At 57.5% G+C, this 20,584-nt stretch carries 19 protein-coding genes; 18 read left to right on the top strand and 1 reads right to left on the bottom strand.

The window, feature by feature from the left end; all coding sequences use genetic code 11:
- Positions 1-2: 2 nt before the first annotated feature.
- The 18 genes from gmk to whiA all read left to right on the top strand — a co-directional run bounded on the left by gmk (position 3) and on the right by whiA (position 18,713).
- A complete protein-coding gene (gmk, locus tag D9V82_RS02005) occupies positions 3-572 on the top strand; it encodes a guanylate kinase (RefSeq protein ID WP_121910734.1) in 570 nt (189 codons plus the stop codon).
- Positions 573-612: 40 nt separating this feature from the next.
- On the top strand, positions 613-915 hold the full coding sequence (gene rpoZ, locus D9V82_RS02000; protein ID WP_121910733.1) for a DNA-directed RNA polymerase subunit omega: 303 nt from the start codon (positions 613-615) through the stop codon (positions 913-915).
- A 91-nt stretch (positions 916-1,006) separates the two neighbouring features.
- Entirely contained in the window at positions 1,007-2,308 is a 1,302-nt protein-coding gene (gene coaBC, locus D9V82_RS01995; RefSeq protein WP_183122448.1) for a bifunctional phosphopantothenoylcysteine decarboxylase/phosphopantothenate--cysteine ligase CoaBC, read from the top strand.
- 98 nt (positions 2,309-2,406) lie between these two features.
- The gene (gene metK / locus D9V82_RS01990) at positions 2,407-3,639 is read left to right on the top strand and encodes a methionine adenosyltransferase (protein ID WP_167449711.1); all 1,233 of its coding nucleotides are present in this window, start codon (positions 2,407-2,409) and stop codon (positions 3,637-3,639) included.
- An 11-nt stretch (positions 3,640-3,650) separates the two neighbouring features.
- On the top strand, positions 3,651-5,681 hold the full coding sequence (locus D9V82_RS01985; RefSeq protein ID WP_121910730.1) for a primosomal protein N': 2,031 nt from the start codon (positions 3,651-3,653) through the stop codon (positions 5,679-5,681).
- Positions 5,682-5,733: 52 nt separating this feature from the next.
- Positions 5,734-6,249: a peptide deformylase gene (gene def / locus D9V82_RS01980; protein WP_121910729.1), complete on the top strand. Its 516-nt coding sequence runs from the start codon at positions 5,734-5,736 to the stop codon at positions 6,247-6,249.
- Between the two features lie 75 nt (positions 6,250-6,324).
- Positions 6,325-7,266: a methionyl-tRNA formyltransferase gene (fmt, locus tag D9V82_RS01975; protein ID WP_121910728.1), complete on the top strand. Its 942-nt coding sequence runs from the start codon at positions 6,325-6,327 to the stop codon at positions 7,264-7,266.
- On the top strand, positions 7,263-8,840 hold the full coding sequence (locus D9V82_RS01970; protein WP_121910727.1) for an RsmB/NOP family class I SAM-dependent RNA methyltransferase: 1,578 nt from the start codon (positions 7,263-7,265) through the stop codon (positions 8,838-8,840). The genes fmt and D9V82_RS01970 overlap by 4 nt, the downstream gene beginning before the upstream one ends.
- A 10-nt stretch (positions 8,841-8,850) precedes the next feature.
- Complete coding sequence (rpe, locus tag D9V82_RS01965) at positions 8,851-9,519, top strand: ribulose-phosphate 3-epimerase (protein WP_167449710.1); 669 nt, start codon at positions 8,851-8,853, stop codon at positions 9,517-9,519.
- Positions 9,519-10,553, top strand: coding sequence for a bifunctional diaminohydroxyphosphoribosylaminopyrimidine deaminase/5-amino-6-(5-phosphoribosylamino)uracil reductase RibD (gene ribD / locus D9V82_RS01960; protein WP_121910725.1), 1,035 nt, complete (start codon positions 9,519-9,521; stop codon positions 10,551-10,553). The genes rpe and ribD overlap by 1 nt, the downstream gene beginning before the upstream one ends.
- Before the next feature lie 38 nt (positions 10,554-10,591).
- Complete coding sequence (locus D9V82_RS01955) at positions 10,592-11,206, top strand: riboflavin synthase (protein WP_121910724.1); 615 nt, start codon at positions 10,592-10,594, stop codon at positions 11,204-11,206.
- Positions 11,207-11,217: 11 nt separating this feature from the next.
- Complete coding sequence (locus D9V82_RS01950) at positions 11,218-12,486, top strand: bifunctional 3,4-dihydroxy-2-butanone-4-phosphate synthase/GTP cyclohydrolase II (RefSeq protein WP_121910723.1); 1,269 nt, start codon at positions 11,218-11,220, stop codon at positions 12,484-12,486.
- A 5-nt stretch (positions 12,487-12,491) separates the two neighbouring features.
- On the top strand, positions 12,492-12,971 hold the full coding sequence (gene ribH, locus D9V82_RS01945) for a 6,7-dimethyl-8-ribityllumazine synthase (protein ID WP_121910722.1): 480 nt from the start codon (positions 12,492-12,494) through the stop codon (positions 12,969-12,971).
- 60 nt (positions 12,972-13,031) lie between these two features.
- On the top strand, positions 13,032-13,580 hold the full coding sequence (locus D9V82_RS01940) for a PH domain-containing protein (RefSeq protein ID WP_121910721.1): 549 nt from the start codon (positions 13,032-13,034) through the stop codon (positions 13,578-13,580).
- A 3-nt stretch (positions 13,581-13,583) separates the two neighbouring features.
- Positions 13,584-15,653 carry an excinuclease ABC subunit UvrC gene (uvrC, locus tag D9V82_RS01935; protein WP_121910720.1) on the top strand — a complete coding sequence of 690 codons (2,070 nt, stop codon included), beginning with the start codon at positions 13,584-13,586 and terminating at the stop codon, positions 15,651-15,653.
- A 53-nt stretch (positions 15,654-15,706) separates the two neighbouring features.
- The gene (rapZ, locus tag D9V82_RS01930; RefSeq protein WP_121910719.1) at positions 15,707-16,579 is read left to right on the top strand and encodes an RNase adapter RapZ; all 873 of its coding nucleotides are present in this window, start codon (positions 15,707-15,709) and stop codon (positions 16,577-16,579) included.
- Positions 16,580-16,602: 23 nt separating this feature from the next.
- Positions 16,603-17,580, top strand: a complete 978-nt coding sequence (locus D9V82_RS01925) for a gluconeogenesis factor YvcK family protein (protein WP_121910718.1) — start codon at positions 16,603-16,605, stop codon at positions 17,578-17,580.
- 143 nt (positions 17,581-17,723) lie between these two features.
- Positions 17,724-18,713, top strand: coding sequence for a DNA-binding protein WhiA (gene whiA, locus D9V82_RS01920; protein ID WP_238995899.1), 990 nt, complete (start codon positions 17,724-17,726; stop codon positions 18,711-18,713).
- Between the two features lie 161 nt (positions 18,714-18,874).
- Here whiA and D9V82_RS01915 read toward each other — a convergent pair whose 3' ends face one another.
- The gene (locus D9V82_RS01915; RefSeq protein WP_121910717.1) at positions 18,875-20,521 is read right to left on the bottom strand and encodes an L-lactate permease; all 1,647 of its coding nucleotides are present in this window, start codon (positions 20,519-20,521) and stop codon (positions 18,875-18,877) included.
- Positions 20,522-20,584 lie beyond the last annotated feature (63 nt).

Genomic DNA, 20,584 nt, shown 5'->3' with positions numbered 1-20,584 from the left:
CCATGGCTGACGCAACTGCACGCGGTCGCCTCGTCGTGTTGGCGGGTCCTTCCGCAGTGGGTAAGTCCACCGTAGTGTCGCGTCTACGGCATGACGTCGAGGGGCTGTATTTTAGCGTGTCTATGACTACGCGCCAGCCCCGCCCCGGGGAAAAAGATGGCGTTGACTACTTTTTCGTCACCCCAGAGGTGTTCCAGGAACGCATAGATGCCGGCGAGATGCTCGAATGGGCAGAAATTCACGGCGGATTGCAACGTTCCGGAACGCCTGCTCGCCCCGTAGAAGAGGCTTTGGATGCGGGGCGCCCGGTGCTCGTTGAGGTCGATTTGGCCGGTGCGCGTAGTGTCCGGAAGGCTCTGCCGGAAGCGGACTTGGTGTTCTTGGCACCTCCTTCGTGGGAGGTGTTGGTAAAACGCCTGACTGGTCGCGGCACCGAACCGCAAGACGTCATTGATCGTAGGTTGCACACTGCATCCGAGGAACTAGCTGCGCAGGACGAGTTTGATCACATTGTGGTCAATGAAAACCTAGATGAGGCAGTGGCCGCCATTAGTGATATCCTGCGAGGATAAAATCTTCTTTTGACCATCTTCAACCAATGTAAAGGTGCATGTGACTAACGTGACCACCCCTTCTAACACTGAATCCGCAAAGCCGGAACCGGTATTTGATGAGCCGATTGGTATCACAGACCCACCAATCGATGAGCTGTTGGACAAGGTTTCTTCCAAGTACGCCTTGGTGATTTTTGCTGCCAAGCGTGCGCGGCAAATCAATAGCTACTACCAAGAGCAAGATGAAGGCGTCTTTGAGTTCGTGGGCCCGCTGGTCAACCCAGAACCCGGCGAGAAGCCACTGTCCATTGCGCTGCGCGAGATCGACGCAAGTCTATTGGACCACGAGGAAGGCAAGTAGCTAGCACACGCTTTCGCGTGTGCATCTTGTACCTCACATTAGCCCCGTTCCAGTAACCTCATCTGGTTTTACTAGTGTAAATCTCCACGTGATGGTTGAACGGGGCTCTAGTCATGCTTGGACGGTACGATTGTGCGATGTGACTGATTCAAATTCTGCCCGGAATATAGTGCTGGGCGTTGCCGGTGGCATCGCCGCTTATAAGGCCTGCCATTTGGTGCGCAATTTTAAAGAACATGGCGATAATGTCCGCGTAGTCCCTACAGAGAGTGCATTGAACTTCGTGGGAGCCGCTACATTTGAGGCCTTATCTGGAAATCCCGTTTCGACCAGTGTTTTCGACGCCGTAGAATCCGTTCAACATGTCGCCGTGGGGCAGGAGGCCGATGCTGTGGTCATCGCTCCTGCCACGGCCGATGTGATTGCGCGCCTTGCTGCGGGACGTGCTGATGATCTCCTGACGGCGACTGTGCTTGTGGCGACGTGTCCTATCATCGTCGCACCCGCTATGCATACCGAAATGTGGAATAACCCAGCGACACAAGACAACGTGAAGACCCTCCGGCGCCGTGGAATTACCGTCATGGAACCTGCTCACGGACGTCTTACTGGTAAAGATACTGGCGCAGGAAGGCTGCCGGAACCAGAACAGATTGCAGATATAGTACGCACTGAGCTCGCCGGCTTTCACATTAACCACAGCTGGTCCGGGCTGAAGGTTGTCATCTCTGCTGGCGGCACCCAAGAGGAGTTGGATCCGGTTCGCTACTTAGGCAATCGTTCCTCCGGACGGCAGGGATTTGCGCTGGCAGAGGTGGCTGCGCACAAGGGTGCGGATGTCACGATTGTGGCTGGCAACACGACAAAGTTGCCGGTGCCTAGCGGGGCCACACTCCGGCACATCGTTTCTGCGCGAGATTTGGAAACCGTAATGCGCGAGGCATCCCGCGACGCCGATATCGTCATCATGGCAGCGGCGGTCGCGGACTACCGGCCAGCAAACGTAGCCGATTCCAAAATTAAGAAGGGCAAGATGGATGATGCGCTTGCTGCGCTGCAGATGGTAGAAAATCCAGACGTCTTGAAAGCTCTAGTTGCAGCGCGCCAGAAGGGTGATGTACCGCAAAAATGCGTCATCGTCGGTTTTGCGGCGGAGACCGGGGATGCTGATTCTTCGGCACTGGAGTATGCAGAAGAAAAGTTTGCGCGCAAAGGGTGCGATCTCCTGATGGCCAATGAAGTTGGCCGAGGCATGATATTCGGCCAAGAAAATAGTGAGGGCTGGATCTTGCAGCGATATGAGAAACCATTACGAGTAGAGCAAGGTTCTAAGCACGTGGTAGCGGCGCAGATTCTCGGGGTCGTGGAGAAAATGATTGAGCTGGGAAATTAGATATTGCGTTTATAGACCGCTTGGTCTAGAGTTGCCGTATGATGAGTAGGGGCGCAATGCCTCCGTATCGAATACGTAATAGTCAAAAGGAAGTTTTTGTGACTGATAACGCTGCAGTCGAGGCTCGTCTTTTTACGAGCGAGTCCGTTACTGAGGGGCATCCGGATAAAATCTGTGATGCCATCTCGGATGCCATCTTGGATGCACTTTTAGATGAGGATCCGAAGTCCCGCGTCGCCGTGGAAACAATGGTTACCACAGGTCAGGTGCACGTCGTGGGTGAAGTTCGCACCAACGCCTACGTGGAAATTCCGGCGCTGGTGCGCGAGACACTAAAGTCCATCGGTTTTATCTCTTCTGATGTGGGCTTTGATGGCAATACCTGTGGCGTCAACATCGCCATCGGTGAGCAGTCACAGGAAATTGGTGCAGGTGTGGATACCTCCACCGAGGCGCGTGATCAGGGCGCGGATTATGACGAAGAAAATGATACCGCTGGCGCGGGTGACCAGGGCCTGATGTTTGGCTACGCGTCGAATGAAACCGCGGAGTACATGCCATTGCCCATCGCCTTGGCGCACCGTCTATCCCGGCGCCTGGCCCAGGTGCGCAAAGAGGGCATCGTGGAACACCTGCGCCCGGACGGCAAGACTCAGGTAACTTTCGCATATAACGAAAACGATGAGCCGTTTCACCTTGATACAGTCATCATTTCCACCCAGCACGATCCAGAAGTTGATAGTCAGTGGCTCAGAACCCACCTGCGCAACGAGGTGCTGGAATGGGTCATTAAGGATGCTGGTCTAGATAAGTATTACACCGATGAGACCAACCTTTTGGTCAACCCCTCCGGCTCTTTCACCCTGGGGGGACCCATGGGCGATGCAGGCCTTACCGGACGCAAGATTATTGTGGATACCTACGGTGGCATGGCCCGCCACGGCGGCGGCGCCTTTTCCGGCAAGGACCCGAGCAAGGTGGACCGCTCTGCGGCATACGCCATGCGCTGGGTAGCCAAGAATATCGTCGCCGCCGGTCTGGCGGACCGCGCAGAAGTGCAGGTGGCTTATGCCATTGGTCGAGCTAAGCCAGTTGGCCTATATGTTGAGACTTTTGGTACTGCGAAGCAGAAGTTGACCGATGAGCAAATCCAGGCCGCCGTCAAAAAGGTGTTCGACCTTCGCCCCGCCGCCATCATCCGCGAGCTGGATCTGCTGCGGCCTATTTACGGGCAGACCTCCGCATATGGACACTTTGGTCGTACCGATGTTGACCTGCCCTGGGAGCGCCTGGATCGGGTGGAGGAATTGCGCGCTGCCGTCGGTCTGTAGAATACGAGCTTATGCCGAAGAAAACACCCGCTGCCCGGAAACCGGTCGCGCGGGTGTTGCCTCTTTTAGGAATTGCCCATCTCGATCGCGGCTTTGATTATCTGGTGGACGAGTCCGAATCTAACAGCGCCCAAGCCGGGGTGAAGGTGCGCATTCGGTTTAGTGGACGTTTGGTAGATGCGATCATCGTCGAGCGCAAGCATGATTCTGACTTTGGCGGGCAGCTGCGCTTTATTGAGCGAGTCATTTCGCCATTCCAGGTTTACCCACCGCAGCTGTCCCGGTTGGTGGAGGCCCTCGCGGATCGCTATGGCGGAACCTGCGCCGATATCATTCGTTCCGCCATTCCGCCGCGACATGCCAAGGCAGAAGAAGCAGATTTGGATACCCCGTGGGAGGAACTCGGCGCAACTAGTGAACCCGATTTATCCGGGTGGTCTGCCTATCAGCATGGTGAAACCTTCGTTGATTCCATTTTAGGTGGGAGACTAGCCCGCGCTGCGTGGCAAATCGCTCCTGGCGATGAGTGGGAAGATGCCCTAGCGGCCTTAGCCGCCAAGGTTGCCCTGGGCGGAGGAGGGGTCCTCATCGTCGTCCCTGACCAAAAGGTGGTTGACGCGCTCGACAACGCTTTGCGCGCTATTGTGGGGCCGAAACAAATTACGGTGCTTACTAACAGTATAGGCCCGCAGGCGCGCTATCGCCGCTATCTTTCCGCCTTAATGGGGCAAGCGCGGATAGTTATTGGTACGCGCTCGGTGTCGTTTACTCCCGTGGAGAACCTGCAGTTGGCCGTCATTTTTGATGACGGGAACGATAACTTGGTGGACAATATCAAGCCCTACGTCCATGCCCGAGAGGTGCTTACCACCCGTTCCGCCTTTGAAAATTGCAGCCTCATTGTGGCCAACCATTCGCGCACGGCAGAAACCCAATTACTGGTGGATTCGGGGTGGGCACACGACCTCGTACCGAGTGCTTCGACCATCGAGGCTCGGCGGCCGGTGATTTCCGCCATTGGTACTTATGGGCTGTCCATTTCCCGGGAGCTGGAGGGCGGTACCACCTCGGTGCAAGCACCAGCCTTCCAGGCAGCGCAGCAGGCCCTCGAACGTGGTGAACCAGTGCTTGTACAAGTCCCACGCAAGGGTTATGCGCCCATCGTGGCGTGCGGAAAGTGTCATTGTCCTGCACGGTGCCGGCACTGTAATGGGCCTTTAGGATTGCCCCCGAATTCTGAGCGATCAGGCGAGGAAGCCGTCATGCCCACGTGCCGCTGGTGTGGGCGCATAGCTGGCAATCACCGCTGTACCGAGTGCGGTTCGCCGCGCTTGCGCGCCATCGTATTAGGTTCTGAGCGTACCGCAGAAGAATTGGGGCGCGCCTTTCCCAATACGCCCGTCGTGGTCTCCGGCGGCAATAAAATAGTGGGCGCGATTGAACATACGCCAGCTTTAGTGATTGCTACCCCGGGAGCAGAGCCACGGGTGAAAGACGGTGCGTATGGCGCGGCGATCTTCTTGGACGCGGGCGCCTTATTAAACCGGCAAGACTTGCGCGCCACCGAGGACTGCCTGGCCAAATGGGCTCAGGCGGCCACCATGGTTAAGCCACATTTTAAGGGCGGGCGCGTCATTATTGCCGCGGATCCAAAACTTTCCGTCGTACGCCACCTCATGAGCTGGGATATGGCCGCTGCCGCGGCAGAAGAATTGCGCGCCCGGCGCGAGGTGCGCTTTCCACCGGCCGTGCACTTTGCCGCCATCGATGGAGCGGACGCGGCTTTGGATTCCTTCGCGCAAGTGGTGGATCTGCCAGAACACGCTGAGGTTCTCGGCCCGGTCCCGCTTCCACCAGGAGATAGTCTCCCCGGAGAATACGATATGGACCGCTTCGGCCCACCGCAACGCTTGGTGGTCCGCGCCCCTTTGGGGTCGCGGTCACAGCTGGGGCGCGCATTGCGCAGGGCTAATGCGGCGCGTAGCGCGCGAAAGGATGAATTGCCATTGCGCATCACAGTCGATCCTATTCACGTGGGTTAGAGGTTTGCATAGACTTAAGCGATCAGTTCTTAAATGAGAAAGGGAAGAATTAGTGGCGGTTTTAGATATCAGGCTATATGGCGATCCCGTTCTAAGTTCTCGGGCCGAAGAGATCACTGCCTTTGATTCCAACGTTCGCATGCTTGCGCAGAACATGCTGGAGACTATGGATGCTGCCGGTGGAGTGGGGCTGGCTGCGAACCAGGTGGGCATCCTCAAACGCATCTTTGTCTATGACTGTTCGCATACCCAGGCCGGACTACGCGGGACCCTCATTAATCCTAAGTGGATGCCTCTGGGAGAGGATATGCAGAACGGCTCGGAAGGGTGTCTATCCATTCCCGGGATTTACGCCGAAACATCGCGGCACAATCGGGTATATGTCTCTGGGCGCGATGTAGAAGGCAGACCGATGGGGATGGTGGCTTCGGGCCTTTTGGCCCGGTGCATTCAGCATGAAACCGATCATCTTGATGGGGTGCCGTTTTTGCGGCGGCTCGGTGATGCCGATCGCAAGGCTGCCATGCGCACAATCCGCGAAGCCGACTGGTTTAACTACCCGGGGTAGGCGAGCTTCGGCAATGCAGGCAGGGGCGTTGTACCCTAGAATTTTCACCCGAGACCTCGAGGAGAGTCATCCAGTATGCGGATTATTTTTGCCGGCACACCCGAGCCGGCGCTGGTGGCATTGGAGAAATTACTGGCTTCAAGCCACGAAGTGGTAGCGGTCATAACCCGGCCTGATGCCAAGAAGGGCAGGGGCCGTAGCCTCCACCCAAGCCCGGTGAAGGTACTGGCCCAAAAACACGGCATTGAGGTGCTAACCCCGGCCACCCTGCGCCCCGGTACAGAGGATGGCGATAACCTGCGCCAGCGCCTATCTGAGCTGCAGCCAGAGGCCATCCCGGTTGTGGCCTACGGCAATCTTATTAGCAAGGATCTTTTGAACGTGCCGAGGCATGGTTGGGTCAACCTGCATTTTTCCCTTTTGCCTGCCTGGCGCGGTGCGGCACCGGTGCAGGCAGCGATTGCGGCAGGCGATGATATTACCGGTGCCTCCACTTTTCGCATCGAAGAAGGCCTGGATACGGGCCCGGTCTTCGGCACGGTTACAGAGGGTATCATCGGTAAGGATACCGCGGATGACCTGCTCACCCGGCTAGCGTATTCCGGGGCGGATCTCCTGGTAGCTACCATGGATGGGTTGGCGGCCGGCACGCTGGATTCGCAGCCCCAAAGTGGGGAAGCTACCTATGCACCGAAGATATCGACTGCCGCAGCCCGCATCGACTGGGCGCAGCCGGCCTGTGCCGTTGACCGCCATATCCGCGCCCACACCCCGAGCCCGGGTGCATGGACGCTGCTTGAGGATGCCCGCCTGAAAATCGGCCCGGTGCTTCTCACCGAGGGCATCGACAAGCACCTGGCACCGGGCGAGGCGTTGATTAGCAAGGATGTGGTGTACATCGGAACTGCAACGCACCCGGTGCAGTTGGATAGGATTCAGCCACCGGGCAAAAAAATGATGAATGCGGCCGATTGGGCGCGTGGATTAGGAAAGAATGCAGAGGTGAGTTTCCAGTGACTGGTGGATTCCGCTCCCGCAGTAAGTCTGGCGATAAGGCGCCGGGCGCTAAACAGTATGGCAAGAACGGTGCACCCCAGGCAGGCAAGGCACACCGGGGGCGGGGCCAACGTGGGCCAGCCCAGGGCGGGCGCGGCGCGCAACGCCAGCGCAACCGGGCCAACCGTGATAACAGGAATGTGGGCGCACAGGGCGCAGCCGTGGGAAAGTCCCTCGTGCATGCTGCCATCGACCAGGGTGTGGATCCGGCCCGCGCCGTGGCCTTCGATGTGGTACGCCGGGTGAGCGAAGAAGATGCGTTTGCCAACCTCGTCTTGCCCAAGGCACTGCGCAAGCAAAAACTCAGCGGCCGGGATGCGGCATTTGCCACGGAAATCACCTATGGCACGCTGCGCACCTTGGGCGTGCTCGATGCGGTGATCGCGCAGTGTTCTACGCGCGAGTTAGACGCGATTTCGCCGGTGGTCATTGATGCCCTGCGCTTGGGTACCTACCAGGTGCTCTATACGCGCGTGGAAGCCCACGCGGCAGTAGATACCGCCGTTCGGCTCGTCGTCGCGGGCGGGGAAGAAAGAGCTAAAGGTTTTGCCAATGGCATTTTGCGCACCATTGCCCGGACACCGCCGAATGAGTGGCTAAAGCGACTAGCCCCTGAAGGAGAAATTGCAGGCTTGGCCTTTCGGCATGCGCATCCGACGTGGATTGCGCAATCTTTTGCCCGCGTATTGGACCCCGCGGAATTGTCAGCTGCCTTAGCGGCGGATTCTGAGCGCCCCACTGTGCATTTGGTAGCACGGCCAGGCGAAATTTCGGCCGAGGAATTGGCCTTGATCACCGGAAATGAGGAAGGTACCTATTCGCCCTATGCGGTCTATATGGACTCCGGGGACCCAGGGCAATTGGAACCGGTCCAGCGAGGAATGGCCGCGGTGCAGGATGAAGGCTCGCAGCTTATTGCCCGCGCTGTCTGCGAGGTACCCGTCAACGGTACCGACCAAGGCCGCTGGCTCGATCTGTGTGCGGGCCCGGGCGGCAAGGCGGCCCTGATGGGGGCCTTGGCGCGCATCGAGTCCGCGCACGTTGATGCCGTGGAAGTATCACCCCACCGCGCACAACTAATTGAAAAGACCGTGCAAGGGTTGCCGGTGACCGTCCACGTGGCCGATGGCCGTAACCCGCAAATAGGATCGGGATTCGACCGCATCTTGGTGGACGCGCCGTGTTCGGGGCTGGGCGCATTGCGGCGCCGCCCAGAGGCGCGGTGGCGAAAATCTGAATCCGATATTGCCGAGCTTTCGATATTGCAATTTGAGCTTGTCTCTTCTGCATTGCAGCTGGTACGGCCGGGCGGGGTCGTGGTGTATTCCACGTGTTCGCCGGACTTGCGTGAAACCCGCGCCATCGTGGACCGGGCGGTAGAAGAACTGGGTGCCCAGGAGCTAGATGCCCGGGAATTTATCCCAGACATGGGCAATGTAGGGAAAGAAAAATCCGTTCAAATGTGGCCGCACCGGCACGGCACCGACGCTATGTTCATGGCGGTATTGCGGCGCGGCGATGAAGAAGGGCGCTAGGATTAACAATATGCCTGCACCACTTATTTCTCCGTCAATTTTGGCTGCTGACTTCGCGCGCCTGGGTGAACAACTAGAGGCTATCTCCAACGCGGATTGGATCCATGTAGACATCATGGATGGGCACTTTGTCCCTAATCTTTCCTTTGGCCCGGATATTACGGCCACGGTGAAAAGGTCCACGGATAAGCCGCTCGATGTGCACCTGATGATTGAGGAGCCAGCGAAATGGGTAAAGACCTATATCGAGGCTGGCGCCACCACCGTCATTTTCCACGTGGAGGCGGTGGATGATGAAGTAGCTGCGGTCGACTTGGCCCGCCAGATCCGGGATTTGGGGGCGCGGGCGGCTTTTTCCATCAAACCGGATACGCCCATCGAGCCGTGGCTGGACAAACTGCATCACTTTGATGAGGTGTTGGTTATGTCTGTGGAACCAGGTTTTGGCGGCCAGAAGTTTATGCCCGCCATGCTGGATAAGGTCCGCGCCCTGCGTGAAAGCATTGACCGGCAGAATCTGGATACCATCATTGAAATCGACGGTGGCATCGATACGGAGACAATTGCCTTGGCTGCGGCGGCCGGATGCGATTGCTTCGTGGCGGGATCGGCTGTATTCAACAGCGATGATCCAGCGCAGGCGGTGGAGCAATTGCGCGCGCTTGCGGCGCGTTCATAATGGCCGGCGCAACGGATGCAACAACCGTGGCTGCGGCCTTGGTCCAGGCCATGCAGGCCGGTGCGGCGGTGCGCGGAACTACGAGCCCCAATCCGCCCGTGGGCGCGGTGATTTTATCCGCAACCGGTGCCGTTGTGGGGCGCGGCGCGACCCAGCCGGTAGGTAGCGCCCACGCGGAAGTTATGGCGCTGCGTGCGGCTGGCGAAAAGGCCCGCGGCGGCACGGCCGTGGTTACCTTGGAGCCGTGTGCACATTGGGGAAGGACAGGACCTTGTGCTGCAGCGCTTATCGATGCCGGAATTACCCGCGTGTTCTACCTGCATGCGGATCCTACGCCTGAAGCCGGTGGGGGCGCGCAGGCCTTGGCTGCCGCAGGCGTCGAGGTGGGCCAAATTAGCGCACCAGATGGTATTGAAGACGCCGTGCTTCCCTGGTGTCGCGCTGTAAAGCTGCAGCGCCCGCACGTTACTTTAAAATTTGCGCAGACGCTAGATGGGTTTACTGCTGCGGCCGATGGCACGAGCCAATGGATCACCGGCCCCAAAGCTCGCGAGCGGGTGCATGCCGATAGGGCGCGGCGCGATGCCATCATCATTGGCACCGGCACCGCGCTTGCTGATAATCCCTCGCTTACCGCGCGCTATGGTGATGGGAGTTTGCGCGAGCACCAGCCGCGCCGCGTAGTCATAGGTTCGCGCGACCTTCAGTCCGCGGGTGAGAAGACCTCTCACCTGCAGCAGCTGGGATTTGAACAATATGACAGTATTGAGCATGCGCTTAAGGAGCTATATGCCAGTGGTGCCCGTTACGTCTTGGTAGAAGGCGGGGCGGGTCTGGCCCAGAGCTTCATTGAGGCCGGTGCCGTGGACGCACTGGAGGCGTATATTTCCCCTATCTTGCTAGGCGAGGGGCGCGGAATTTTGGCGCATGCGGTGGCGCATACGCTTGCCGATGCCCCACGTTTTACCACCGTACGCAGCACCACCCTCGGGCCCGATGTCCTCGTCGAATACGAGGCGCGGAGCGAGTGTTAAGAGATTAGATACTTCAAAGAAAAGCACAAGGGGATTAATTGTTTACAGGGCTAGTACAAGAGCTAGGCACGGTAGCCGCACTAGAGCCGCAGGCGGATGCACTGCGGTTGAGCATCCGCGCGCCGCAGACCATCGATGACGCGCGTTTAGGCGATTCCATCGCCATCAATGGTGTATGCCTTACCATCGCGGAATTGGATGGGGATATTTTCTGCGCCGATGTGATGCAAGAATCGTTGAACAGGACGGGACTTGGCCAGCTGACAGAGGGCACTAGGGTAAATGTCGAGCCGGCATTACTACCCACCACGCGGCTGGGTGGACACATTATGCAAGGCCACGTCGATGGTACCGCGCGCTTGATCTCGCGCGCGCACTCAGAGCATTGGGATGTGCTGCGTTTTAGCTTGCCCGGCACTCTAGCCCAGTATGTGGTGGAAAAGGGCTCCATCGCGGTCGATGGCACGTCGTTGACGGTGAGCGCTGTAGGGGAGGATTGGTTCGAGGTCTCCCTCATTCCCACCACCTTGCGGGAGACGACGCTCGGCGAATTGCAGGTCGGTGATGTTGTCAACCTCGAGGTGGATGTGCTGGCGAAGTACGTAGAAAAGATGCTGCACCTCGAATCCGGAATTCCTCAAGCAAAGGACTAGACTGCTAGGTTATGTTCGCGACTGAAGAGAGCATCCAGTTTGATGCCATCGATCACGCCATTGCGGAGATTGCCGCCGGAAAGCCGGTCATCGTCATGGATGATGAGGGACGGGAAAATGAAGGGGACCTGATTTTTGCCGCAGAACTAGCAACCCCGGAACTGGTCGCGTTTATGGTGCGGTATTCCTCCGGATATATCTGCGCCTCGTTATTACCGGAAGATTGCCACCGGCTCGATTTGCCCCCGATGCTGGCGCAGAATCAAGATGTGCGCCAGACCGCCTACACAGTTACCGTGGATGCGGCGACGGGTTCTACCGGAATTTCTGCGGCCTCTCGCGCGGAAACCATTCGGCGCTTGGCTGATGCATCGACCCGGTCCAGCGACTTTACGCGACCCGGCCACGTGGTTCCCCTGCGCGCACGGTCCGGCGGAGTGCTGGAGCGTAACGGACACACCGAAGCGGCCGTCGATTTGGCGCGCCTTGCCGGTCTACGCCCCGCTGGCGTGTTGTGCGAAGTAGTGTCAGAAGAGGATCCGACGGATATGGCCCGCGGGCCAGAACTGCGCCGTTTTGCTGATCAGCATGGCCTCGCCTTAGTCTCTATCGCGCAGCTTATTGAATGGCGCCGCCACCATGAAGTGCAAACTCAGCGCGCGGTGGAAACCCGCCTGCCCACCGAGCATGGTGAATTTACCGCGATTGGTTACCGCCATGACATTGATAGCCAGGAGCATATTGCCTTAATAGCGGGTGATCCCGCGCAGCTTCGCGGAGCCCGCGATATTGTGGTGCGCGTCCACTCTGAGTGCCTTACCGGTGACGTCTTTGGGTCGCGCCGGTGCGACTGCGGCCCTCAATTGCAGGAATCCCTGCGCAGGGTGCAAGAAGCCGGTAGTGGGGTGGTGATTTACCTGCGTGGCCACGAAGGCCGCGGAATCGGGTTGGTGCACAAACTTCAAGCTTATCGGCTCCAGGATGAAGGGTGGGATACGGTAGACGCCAATCTGGAACAAGGGCTGCCAGAAGACGCCCGAGAGTATTCTGTGGCAGGCCAGATCCTGAGAGATCTGGGGGTGGAATCGGCACAGCTGTTGACCAATAACCCGCACAAAGGCGAAGGGCTCGCTGGATTTGGCATCGAAGTCAGCCAGCATACCCCACTTACCATCGCCGCTAACGCCGATAATATTCGGTATTTGCGGACCAAACGCGACCGCATGGGCCACAATCTTCCACAGGTGGCACAGTGGGATGCACAGCAGGAAGGAGAATGAGGCAAATGAGTAAAGAAGGCTTACCCGCTATCGCCCAGGTGGATGCGCGCGGCCTCCACGTTGCGGTGGTGACCGCAACGTGGAACGAGGAAGTTTGTAATCAGCTGCACCAGCAGGCGGTGGAGACGGCGCGTGCAAATGGGGCAGAGGTCACGGAGTTCCGAGTCGTGGGCTGCCTAGAATTGGGCGTAGTTGTCCAAGCAGCCGCGCGGAAGTTCGATGCCGTGGTTGCCTTAGGCTGCGTCATCCGCGGGGGCACTCCGCACTTCGATTATGTCTGTGATTCTGTTACCCAAGCCCTAACGCGTATCTCCCTTGATGAATCGACGCCAATCGGCAATGGGGTATTGACTGTCAATGACCAGCAGCAGGCCATCGAACGCGCGGGTTTTCCCGACTCCGCGGAAAACAAGGGTGCGGAGTCTATGATCGCAGCTTTAGACACCGCGTTGCAATTGCGTAAACTAGCTGTAGAAAATCAGTAACCAGGCCGATAGAAATCCTGATCGCTTACAGACAGGCAGGACTTTCAGAGGAGTAAGCACATGAATGAGGCCACAGGCTCGAATGAATCCCAACCGCGCCGGCCGCTAAGTGATGCGCAGGTATTGGCCTACACCAGTGCGGATCCCTTTGCACAGACCACGTTAAAGCCGTGGGAATATACAGCCAAGTCCCCGTTCTTGCGCAAAATCGCCATCGGCTGGGTCATTTTAGTCATGGCTATTCATATCTTTATGGGTATCACGCTCGATATTTCCTTTACCGGTGCGCACGTGACTACCATTGATAAATTCGCTTTCCCTGGTGTGGGCGTAGTGATTTCCATCTTATCGTGGATTGCGCTAAACCGGCCGCGGTTACAGGCCAACGAGGATGGGGTAGAGGTGCGCAATATCGTTGGCACACGTTTTTATCCGTGGCAGGTGGTGTACGGGCTATCCTTTCCCATCGGCCAGCGTATGGCCCTCCTGGAGTTGCCTGAATTTGAGGCTGTGCCGGTGTGGGCATTGCAGGCCGGCGATAAGGATACGGTGATAACAAAAGTCCGCGACTTCCGCGAACTGGAAGCTAAATACATGCCGCAGGATTAACCATTGGCAGATCCAACAACCTATCGCCCCGCTCCGGGAACTATTCCAACGGAGCCGGGTGTATATAAGTTTCGCGATGAGAACCGGCGTGTCATCTACGTCGGCAAAGCCAAAAACCTCCGAGCACGCCTGTCGAGCTATTTCCAAGACATCACGCAGCTGCACCCGCGCACGCGGCAAATGGTATTGACTGCTAACTCGGTGGAGTGGACGGTTGTTGCCAGCGAGGTTGAAGCGCTACAGCTGGAGTATACCTGGATCAAAAGGTTCGATCCCCGCTTCAACGTCATGTACCGAGACGACAAGACCTATCCTATGCTTGCCGTTTCGGTGGGCGAGGTCATCCCGCGCGCTTTTTTCTACCGCGGACCCCGGCGCAAAGGGGTGCGGTATTTCGGCCCCTATTCCCATGCGTGGGCGGTGCGGGAAAGCCTGGACCTCCTCACCCGCGTCTTTCCAATGCGCACCTGTTCTAAAGGCGTATATAACCGGCATGAGCGGCTGGGGCGCCCATGCCTTTTAGGCTACATCGGCAAGTGCGATGCCCCTTGCATCGGGCGGGTAAGCAAAGAAGAACACCGCGAGACCGTCAGCCAGTTAGTCTCGTTCATGAATGGCAACACCGCTGGGGTAAGGCGCAAGCTGGTCAAAGACATGGAGGCGGCCGCCGAAAACCTAGAATTTGAACGCGCGGCTAGGTTGCGCGATGACCTTGGGGCCATCGACAAGATTATGGAGCAACAAGCAGTTGTCCTTGCTGATGGGACCGATGCCGATGTGATTGCGTTTAGCTCCGATGAATTGGAAGCCGCCGTCCAAATTTTTCACGTACGCAGCGGCAGGATTCGTGGCCAGCGTGGGTGGGTCGTAGAACGCGCCGGTGATCAAGCAACGTCTGAGCCGATTGAGGAGGATCAGATCGATCCTGCCCTGCCCGCCCTAGTGCAAAATTTTCTCATTCAATTTTACTCGGATGCCGTGGAGCGAGAGGAGCAAGAAGCTCGCGAGGATGCGGCTTTAGCTGCGGATGTGCCGCGGCGTGGTGTGGACCAGGAATCGCACACGCAACAGCGGCATGTTCACGTCATACCGCGCGAGATCTTAGTGCAGGCGATGCCGGAGGAATCTGACCAAGTGGTAGCGCTCTTGGAAGAGTTGCGTGGCGCACGCGTAGATCTCCGCGTTCCTCACCGGGGTGATAAGCGCTCCCTAATGGATACTGTGGAAAAGAACGCCAAGGAGCAGCTGCGCCAGCATAAACTCAAGCGTGTCGGTGACCTTACCGCGCGTTCTGCGGCGCTGCAGGATATTCAGGATGCCTTGGAAATGGACCATGCGCCACTGCGCATCGAGTGCACCGATATTTCGCATATCCAAGGCACTGATGTTGTTGCCTCCCTAGTGGTTTTTGAAGATGGTATCCCGAAAAAATCCGATTATCGGCGATACCGCATCAAAGAGGCAGCCGGGGACGGGCATTCCAATGATGTTGGTTCCATTGCGGAGATTACGCGGCGCCGGTTTAAGCGGCATAACCAAGATAAATTGGCGAATCCGGATGAGGAAAAGGAAGAATCTTCCTTCGCAGAAGAAAAGGTGGCAGAGGAATCCACCGAGGCAGGGCGCCGCTTTGCCTATCCTCCGCAGCTCTTTATCGTTGACGGTGGTGCACCCCAGGTGGCGGCCGCGCAAGAGGTATTTGATGAACTGGGCATCGTTGATGTCACCCTCGTGGGCTTGGCCAAGCGTTTGGAAGAAATTTGGCTGCCAGGCGATGATGAACCAGTGATTTTGCCGCGCAATTCGCAGGCCCTATTCTTGCTCCAGCAAATTCGCGATGAGGCACACCGCTTTGCCATTACCTATCACCGGCAACAACGGTCTAAGCGGATGCGGTCCTCGGTGCTCGATGCAATTCCGGGACTTGGACCGCAACGCCGGACGGATTTGGTCAAGCACTTTGGTTCCGTTAAAAAACTCACGGCTGCCACGGTAGATGAGATTTGCGAGGTCAATGGATTCGGGCCGAAATTGGCACAAACCGTCTACGATAATTTGCACGACACTCCGTGAATAAGGAGCCCGCTGGCAGAAGTCTAGAATGGGAAAACGCTAGACTAGTGGGCATGACGCACTTCGACACTCCGCCCATCTTAATTACCGGTATGTCCGGCGGCGGGTTGAGCTCCGCTGCCAAGGTTTTTGAGGATAAAGGCTACTATGTGGCGCATAACATTCCGCCCCGGGCCATAGTGGATCTGTGGAAGCTGTGTAAGCAAGAAGAAACACCAGTCGAAAAAGTAGCGGCGGTAACCGACGTGCGATCCCGTATGTTCCCCGGCTCGCTCATGGAAACCATTGATGAGTTAACTGCACTGGATATGAAACCTACCGTACTCTTCCTTGATGCCCGCGATGATGTGCTCATCCGCCGCTTTGACTCCGTGCGGCGTACCCACCCTTTGCAGGGCGACGACACTTTGAAAGTGGGCATTCAACGCGAGCGCCAGGCGGTAGCGGAAATTCGGGGCCGTTCGGATATTATTATTGACTCTACCAACCTCTCGATCCATGATTTGCGCCGGGCGATCGAGGCCGCGTTTGGTGAATTTCAAAATACCAACCAGCACGTTACGGTGGAATCCTTCGGATTCAAGAATGGTTCCCCGCGCGATGCGGATATCGTTGTCGACGTACGCTTTTTGCCCAATCCTTATTGGATTCCGGAACTGCGCGGTTGCCGCGGCACCGATGCACCGGTGGCCGATTATGTCCTGTCACAACCAGCTGCACAAAACTTCGTGAACAATTTTGTTGCCATGTTTTCTACCATGCTGGAGGGATACCGGCACGAGGGCAAGAACTTCATCACTGTGGGCGTCGGTTGTACGGGCGGGCATCACCGCTCGGTTGCGGTAGCAGAAGACATTGCCAAACGCCTGCGCGCCAATGACACCCTCGACGTGAGCATTTTGCACCGCGATATCGCCCGCAACTAGGGCTAAGGAGAATCAAAAACTGTATGAAATATCCTTCTCATATGGTCTGCCTTGGCGGCGGCCATGGTCTTTATCAAACGCTTTTATCCGCTCGGCACAGCAATGCAGCAGATATTTCCGCTATCGTGACGGTTGCTGATGATGGCGGTTCCTCGGGGCGCTTGCGCCGGGAATTGGATATTATTCCACCTGGTGACCTTCGCATGGCTCTGGCGGCGCTGGCCGATGACAATCGAGTAGGCCACCTGTGGGGCAAAACCCTCCAGCATCGCTTCGGCGGTAATGGCGCCATGGCGGGGCACGCCGTGGGCAACCTCATGATTGCGGGTTTGACGGGGGTATTGGGTGATTACCAGGCCGCCCTGGACGCAGTCGCGGAACTTACCCACTCGCACGGTCGGGTCATCCCGGTGGTTCCGCATCCCTTAGAAATTGAGGCTGATGTTTCAGGACTGGACGATGACCCCCGGGTCATGCGCCAGGTGCGCGGCCAGGTAGCTGTGGCTTCGACGCCGGGACATGTGCGGCGCGTGCGGATTCTGCCTGAAGCCCCGCAAGCGAACCCAGCAGCGCTGGAGGCTATTAAGCAGGCTGACCTAATCACCATCGGTCCGGGCTCCTGGTTCAGCTCGGTATTGCCGCATACTTTGGTGCCGGAAATCGTTAGAGCCATATCTAAATCCACTGCATTGCGCGTCGTGATGCTCAACCTGACAGCCGAACCAGGAGAAACTCAAGGCTTTTCCGCGGAACGTCATGTTCACGTGCTGGCCCGTCACGCACCGGATCTGCGCATCGATCGCATAGTGGTGGACGCGGCAGCCCTGCCGAACGAAAGCGAACGGTTATATGTGCAGCGTGCCGCGCAAGCTTTGGGTGCACGCGCCGTGTTTGCGGATGTCAGTATTCAAGGTGACAATGGACAGCGACTAACGAAACACGATCCTGAAAAACTTTCATCTGTCATCGTGGATCTTTATAACGAGTACCGGCGGACCTAGCTAAGATCAGGCCATCGGGTATGCAATGCGCGGGGCACGGTAAAATTTGAGAATTCCGTTTCCTACGCAGTACTTGGTGGGCGTGGGACCGTGCATTGCACAGGCGTGATTCGTGATTGGGACAGAGAAATGGGGCGAACTAGGTGATCACACCGTTGACCGAGCAGGTCAAAGAAGAACTAGCGGCGGTTGACGTGACTCGTCAGTCTGCGCGCGCTGCAGAGCTAGCATCGATTTTGCGCTTTGCTGGAGAAGTAGACGTCTCTGGGGAGAGCATGAGCTACGAGCTCGAGCTGGATAACCAGTCTATTGCGCAGCGCATCATTGTGGCTTTGGACGAGCTTTATGGGATTGAAGCAGAAAGCCACGAGGTTGGTTCTGCGGGCACGGTGAAAAAATCGCGCGTTATCGTGCGTATTACCAAGGGCGCGAAGGAGCTTACTCGGCGACTGGGCCTGGTTACCCGTTCCGGTCATGCCGTGGTGGGGCTTCCTCCGCAGGTTATTTCCGGAACAGTGGCCGATAGTGAAGCAGCCTGGAGGGGTGCTTTTCTTGCCTACGGCAGCCTGACGGAACCAGGGCGTTCTTCCGCATTGGAGGTAACATGTCCCTGCCAAGAGGCTGCGTTAGCACTCGTTGGGTGCGCACGGCGGCTGGGGATTTCCGCGAAGACTAAAGAGACCCGGGGCGAAGATCGGGTTGTCGTCCGCGATGGTGATGCCATTGGTGCCCTGCTTACCCGAATGGGCGCTCAAGTTACCCGCCTGTCCTGGGAAAAGAAGCGGGTAAAGCGCGAAGCGCACGATACATCGCGCCGGTTGGATAACTTCGATGATGCGAACCTGCGCCGCTCGGCACGAGCCGCTGTGACCGCCGCAGCGCGCGTGGAGCGGGCGATGGAAATTCTGGGGGATGATGTTCCTGAGCATCTGGCGGATGCCGGCCGCTTGCGCGTGCAGCACCGCGAGGCCTCGTTGGAAGAGCTCGGCAGGTTAGCGGAACCTCCCATGACCAAAGACGCCGTGGCCGGACGTATCAGGCGGCTATTATCGATGGCAGATAAGCGGGCCGAAGAACTCGATATCCCTGATACCAATGAGTCTGTTTCGGACGATCTTTTTGGAGATTCTTAGCCGCTGGCTTAGACCGAATTCGGATATTTGCTCCACACCAGGTGGGAAGGAAAACTACTCAGTAGCTATCCTTCCCACCTGGTATGTTCAGCGGCGGCCAACACCTAGGGTAATGGGAGCTGGCTGCGGCTTAGGCGCTTATAACCGGTGGTGGCGACGCTTTATGGAACCAAGAAGCCCAAGGCGTTGGTCATCAAGAAGACGATGACACAGACAACGGCCAAGAACGCGATAGAGTAGCCCACGACGCTTTTCAGGATGACAGATTCTTTGCCTTCCATGGATACGGCGGTTGCCGCAATGGCCAGCGATTGTGGCGAAATCATCTTGCCCACAACACCACCGGAGGTATTTGCGGCCAGCATGAGGTCAGGGTTGACACCAATGCGGTCAGCAGCGGCGACCTGGAGATTGCCAAAAAGCGCGTTTGCGGAGGTATCGGAGCCGGTAACCGCGGTACCAATCCAGCCCAGCACGGGCGCGAATAGCGCGAAGATGGAGCCGGCGGAGGATACAAATTCACCGATAGCGATGGTCTGTCCGGAGTAATTCATCGTGTAAGCCAAAGCGAGAACCAGGACGATGGTCAGCCCGGAAAACTTCATGCGGTTGACAACTTCCCCAAAAGCCTGCACGGGTTTGGCTAAGCTGAGCTTGTACCGGCCGTTTTCATTCCAGAAGTGGTAAACAAAGGCCACAATAATGCCAGAGAGCAACAGCAAGGTACCGGGGTTGCCAAAGACATTGAAGCTAAAGCTGGTGTCCATAGCCTCACCGTTGGTGCCGATGACAGTGCCATTGAGCAGCGGCCACGCGAATTTCAGCTTCCAGAACCCAAAGATTGCCGGGACTGCGGTAGCAATGGCGAATACTGCGGTAACGACAGCATAGGGCAGCAGGGCCATCCAAATGCGGCGACCATTGAGATCGGAAGCGGTTTCCGCGGCGGGCAATTCCATCCGCTCACGCAGCTGGGTAACGCCCCGTGGTTTCCATACGCGGAGGAAGACGAAGGCAGCACCCAAGGATACGATGCAGGCAATAACGTTGGTGAGCTGGTAGGCAAAGAAGGTTGCGGTGAACCACTGTGCTCCCGCGAAGGAAATACCGATTACTGCGGCGGCGGGCGCTGTTTCCTTCACGCCCCGTATGCCGTCCAGGATAAACGCGATGAGGAATGGGACGGTCGCGGCGATGACCAAGACCTGCAGGGCAATGAGGCCGGCAATATCTTGGGTTTGCTCGGCGGTACGCCCACCGACCTCACCCGCGGTGGTAACCGGAATGCCCACTGCACCGAAGGCCACCGGCGCCGTATTAGCGATAAGAACCACCGTTGCTGCACGCAGCGGCTTGACGCCAAGCGCAATAATCATCGTGGCCGTGATGGCCACGGGAGCGCCGAAACCGGCGAGGGCTTCAAGGAGCCCACCGAAACAGAAGGCGATGAGCATCGATTGGATGCGAATATCGCCATCGCCTAAGAGGTCGAAGGTCTTGCGCAGATCTTCAAACCGGCCTGAGGCGACCGTGATTTCATAAAACCAAATTGCCGTAATAATGACCCATACAATGGGCATGAGGCCGAAGAGCCCGCCACGGACTGCGGAGGACAGTGCCATATCCACGGGCATCGCAAAGGCTACGATGGCGAGGATGATAGAGGTCGCGAGGGCGACGGCTCCAGATGTGTGTGCGCGGGCTTTGAAGCCCATCAACATGATGAAGAAGGCCACGAGGGGGAGAATTGCCACGAGCGCGGTGAGCCCAAGGCTGCCTCCCACAACAGAGGTATTTATCTCAAACATTGAGTATCCTCGATTCTAACGGGGGTACTATCGCAGTCGCATTCGGTCTGCGGGGACTTTAAT

Source organism: Corynebacterium macginleyi (genome assembly GCF_003688935.1).
GTDB lineage: Bacteria > Actinomycetota > Actinomycetes > Mycobacteriales > Mycobacteriaceae > Corynebacterium > Corynebacterium macginleyi.
This window is presented reverse-complemented; position numbering and strand designations above follow the sequence as displayed.

Excerpts from the sequence above, each read along its gene's own strand:
- gmk (WP_121910734.1), top strand. The coding sequence starts at position 3 with ATGGCTGACGCAACTGCACGCGGTCGCCTCGTCGTGTTGGCGGGTCCT.
- coaBC (WP_183122448.1), top strand. The coding sequence starts at position 1,007 with ATGGTTGAACGGGGCTCTAGTCATGCTTGGACGGTACGATTGTGCGAT.
- D9V82_RS01985 (WP_121910730.1), top strand. The coding sequence starts at position 3,651 with ATGCCGAAGAAAACACCCGCTGCCCGGAAACCGGTCGCGCGGGTGTTG.
- fmt (WP_121910728.1), top strand. The coding sequence starts at position 6,325 with ATGCGGATTATTTTTGCCGGCACACCCGAGCCGGCGCTGGTGGCATTG.
- rpe (WP_167449710.1), top strand. The coding sequence starts at position 8,851 with ATGCCTGCACCACTTATTTCTCCGTCAATTTTGGCTGCTGACTTCGCG.
- ribD (WP_121910725.1), top strand. The coding sequence starts at position 9,519 with ATGGCCGGCGCAACGGATGCAACAACCGTGGCTGCGGCCTTGGTCCAG.
- D9V82_RS01950 (WP_121910723.1), top strand. The coding sequence starts at position 11,218 with ATGTTCGCGACTGAAGAGAGCATCCAGTTTGATGCCATCGATCACGCC.
- ribH (WP_121910722.1), top strand. The coding sequence starts at position 12,492 with ATGAGTAAAGAAGGCTTACCCGCTATCGCCCAGGTGGATGCGCGCGGC.
- D9V82_RS01940 (WP_121910721.1), top strand. The coding sequence starts at position 13,032 with ATGAATGAGGCCACAGGCTCGAATGAATCCCAACCGCGCCGGCCGCTA.
- rapZ (WP_121910719.1), top strand. The coding sequence starts at position 15,707 with ATGACGCACTTCGACACTCCGCCCATCTTAATTACCGGTATGTCCGGC.
- D9V82_RS01925 (WP_121910718.1), top strand. The coding sequence starts at position 16,603 with ATGAAATATCCTTCTCATATGGTCTGCCTTGGCGGCGGCCATGGTCTT.
- D9V82_RS01915 (WP_121910717.1), bottom strand. The coding sequence starts at position 20,521 with ATGTTTGAGATAAATACCTCTGTTGTGGGAGGCAGCCTTGGGCTCACC.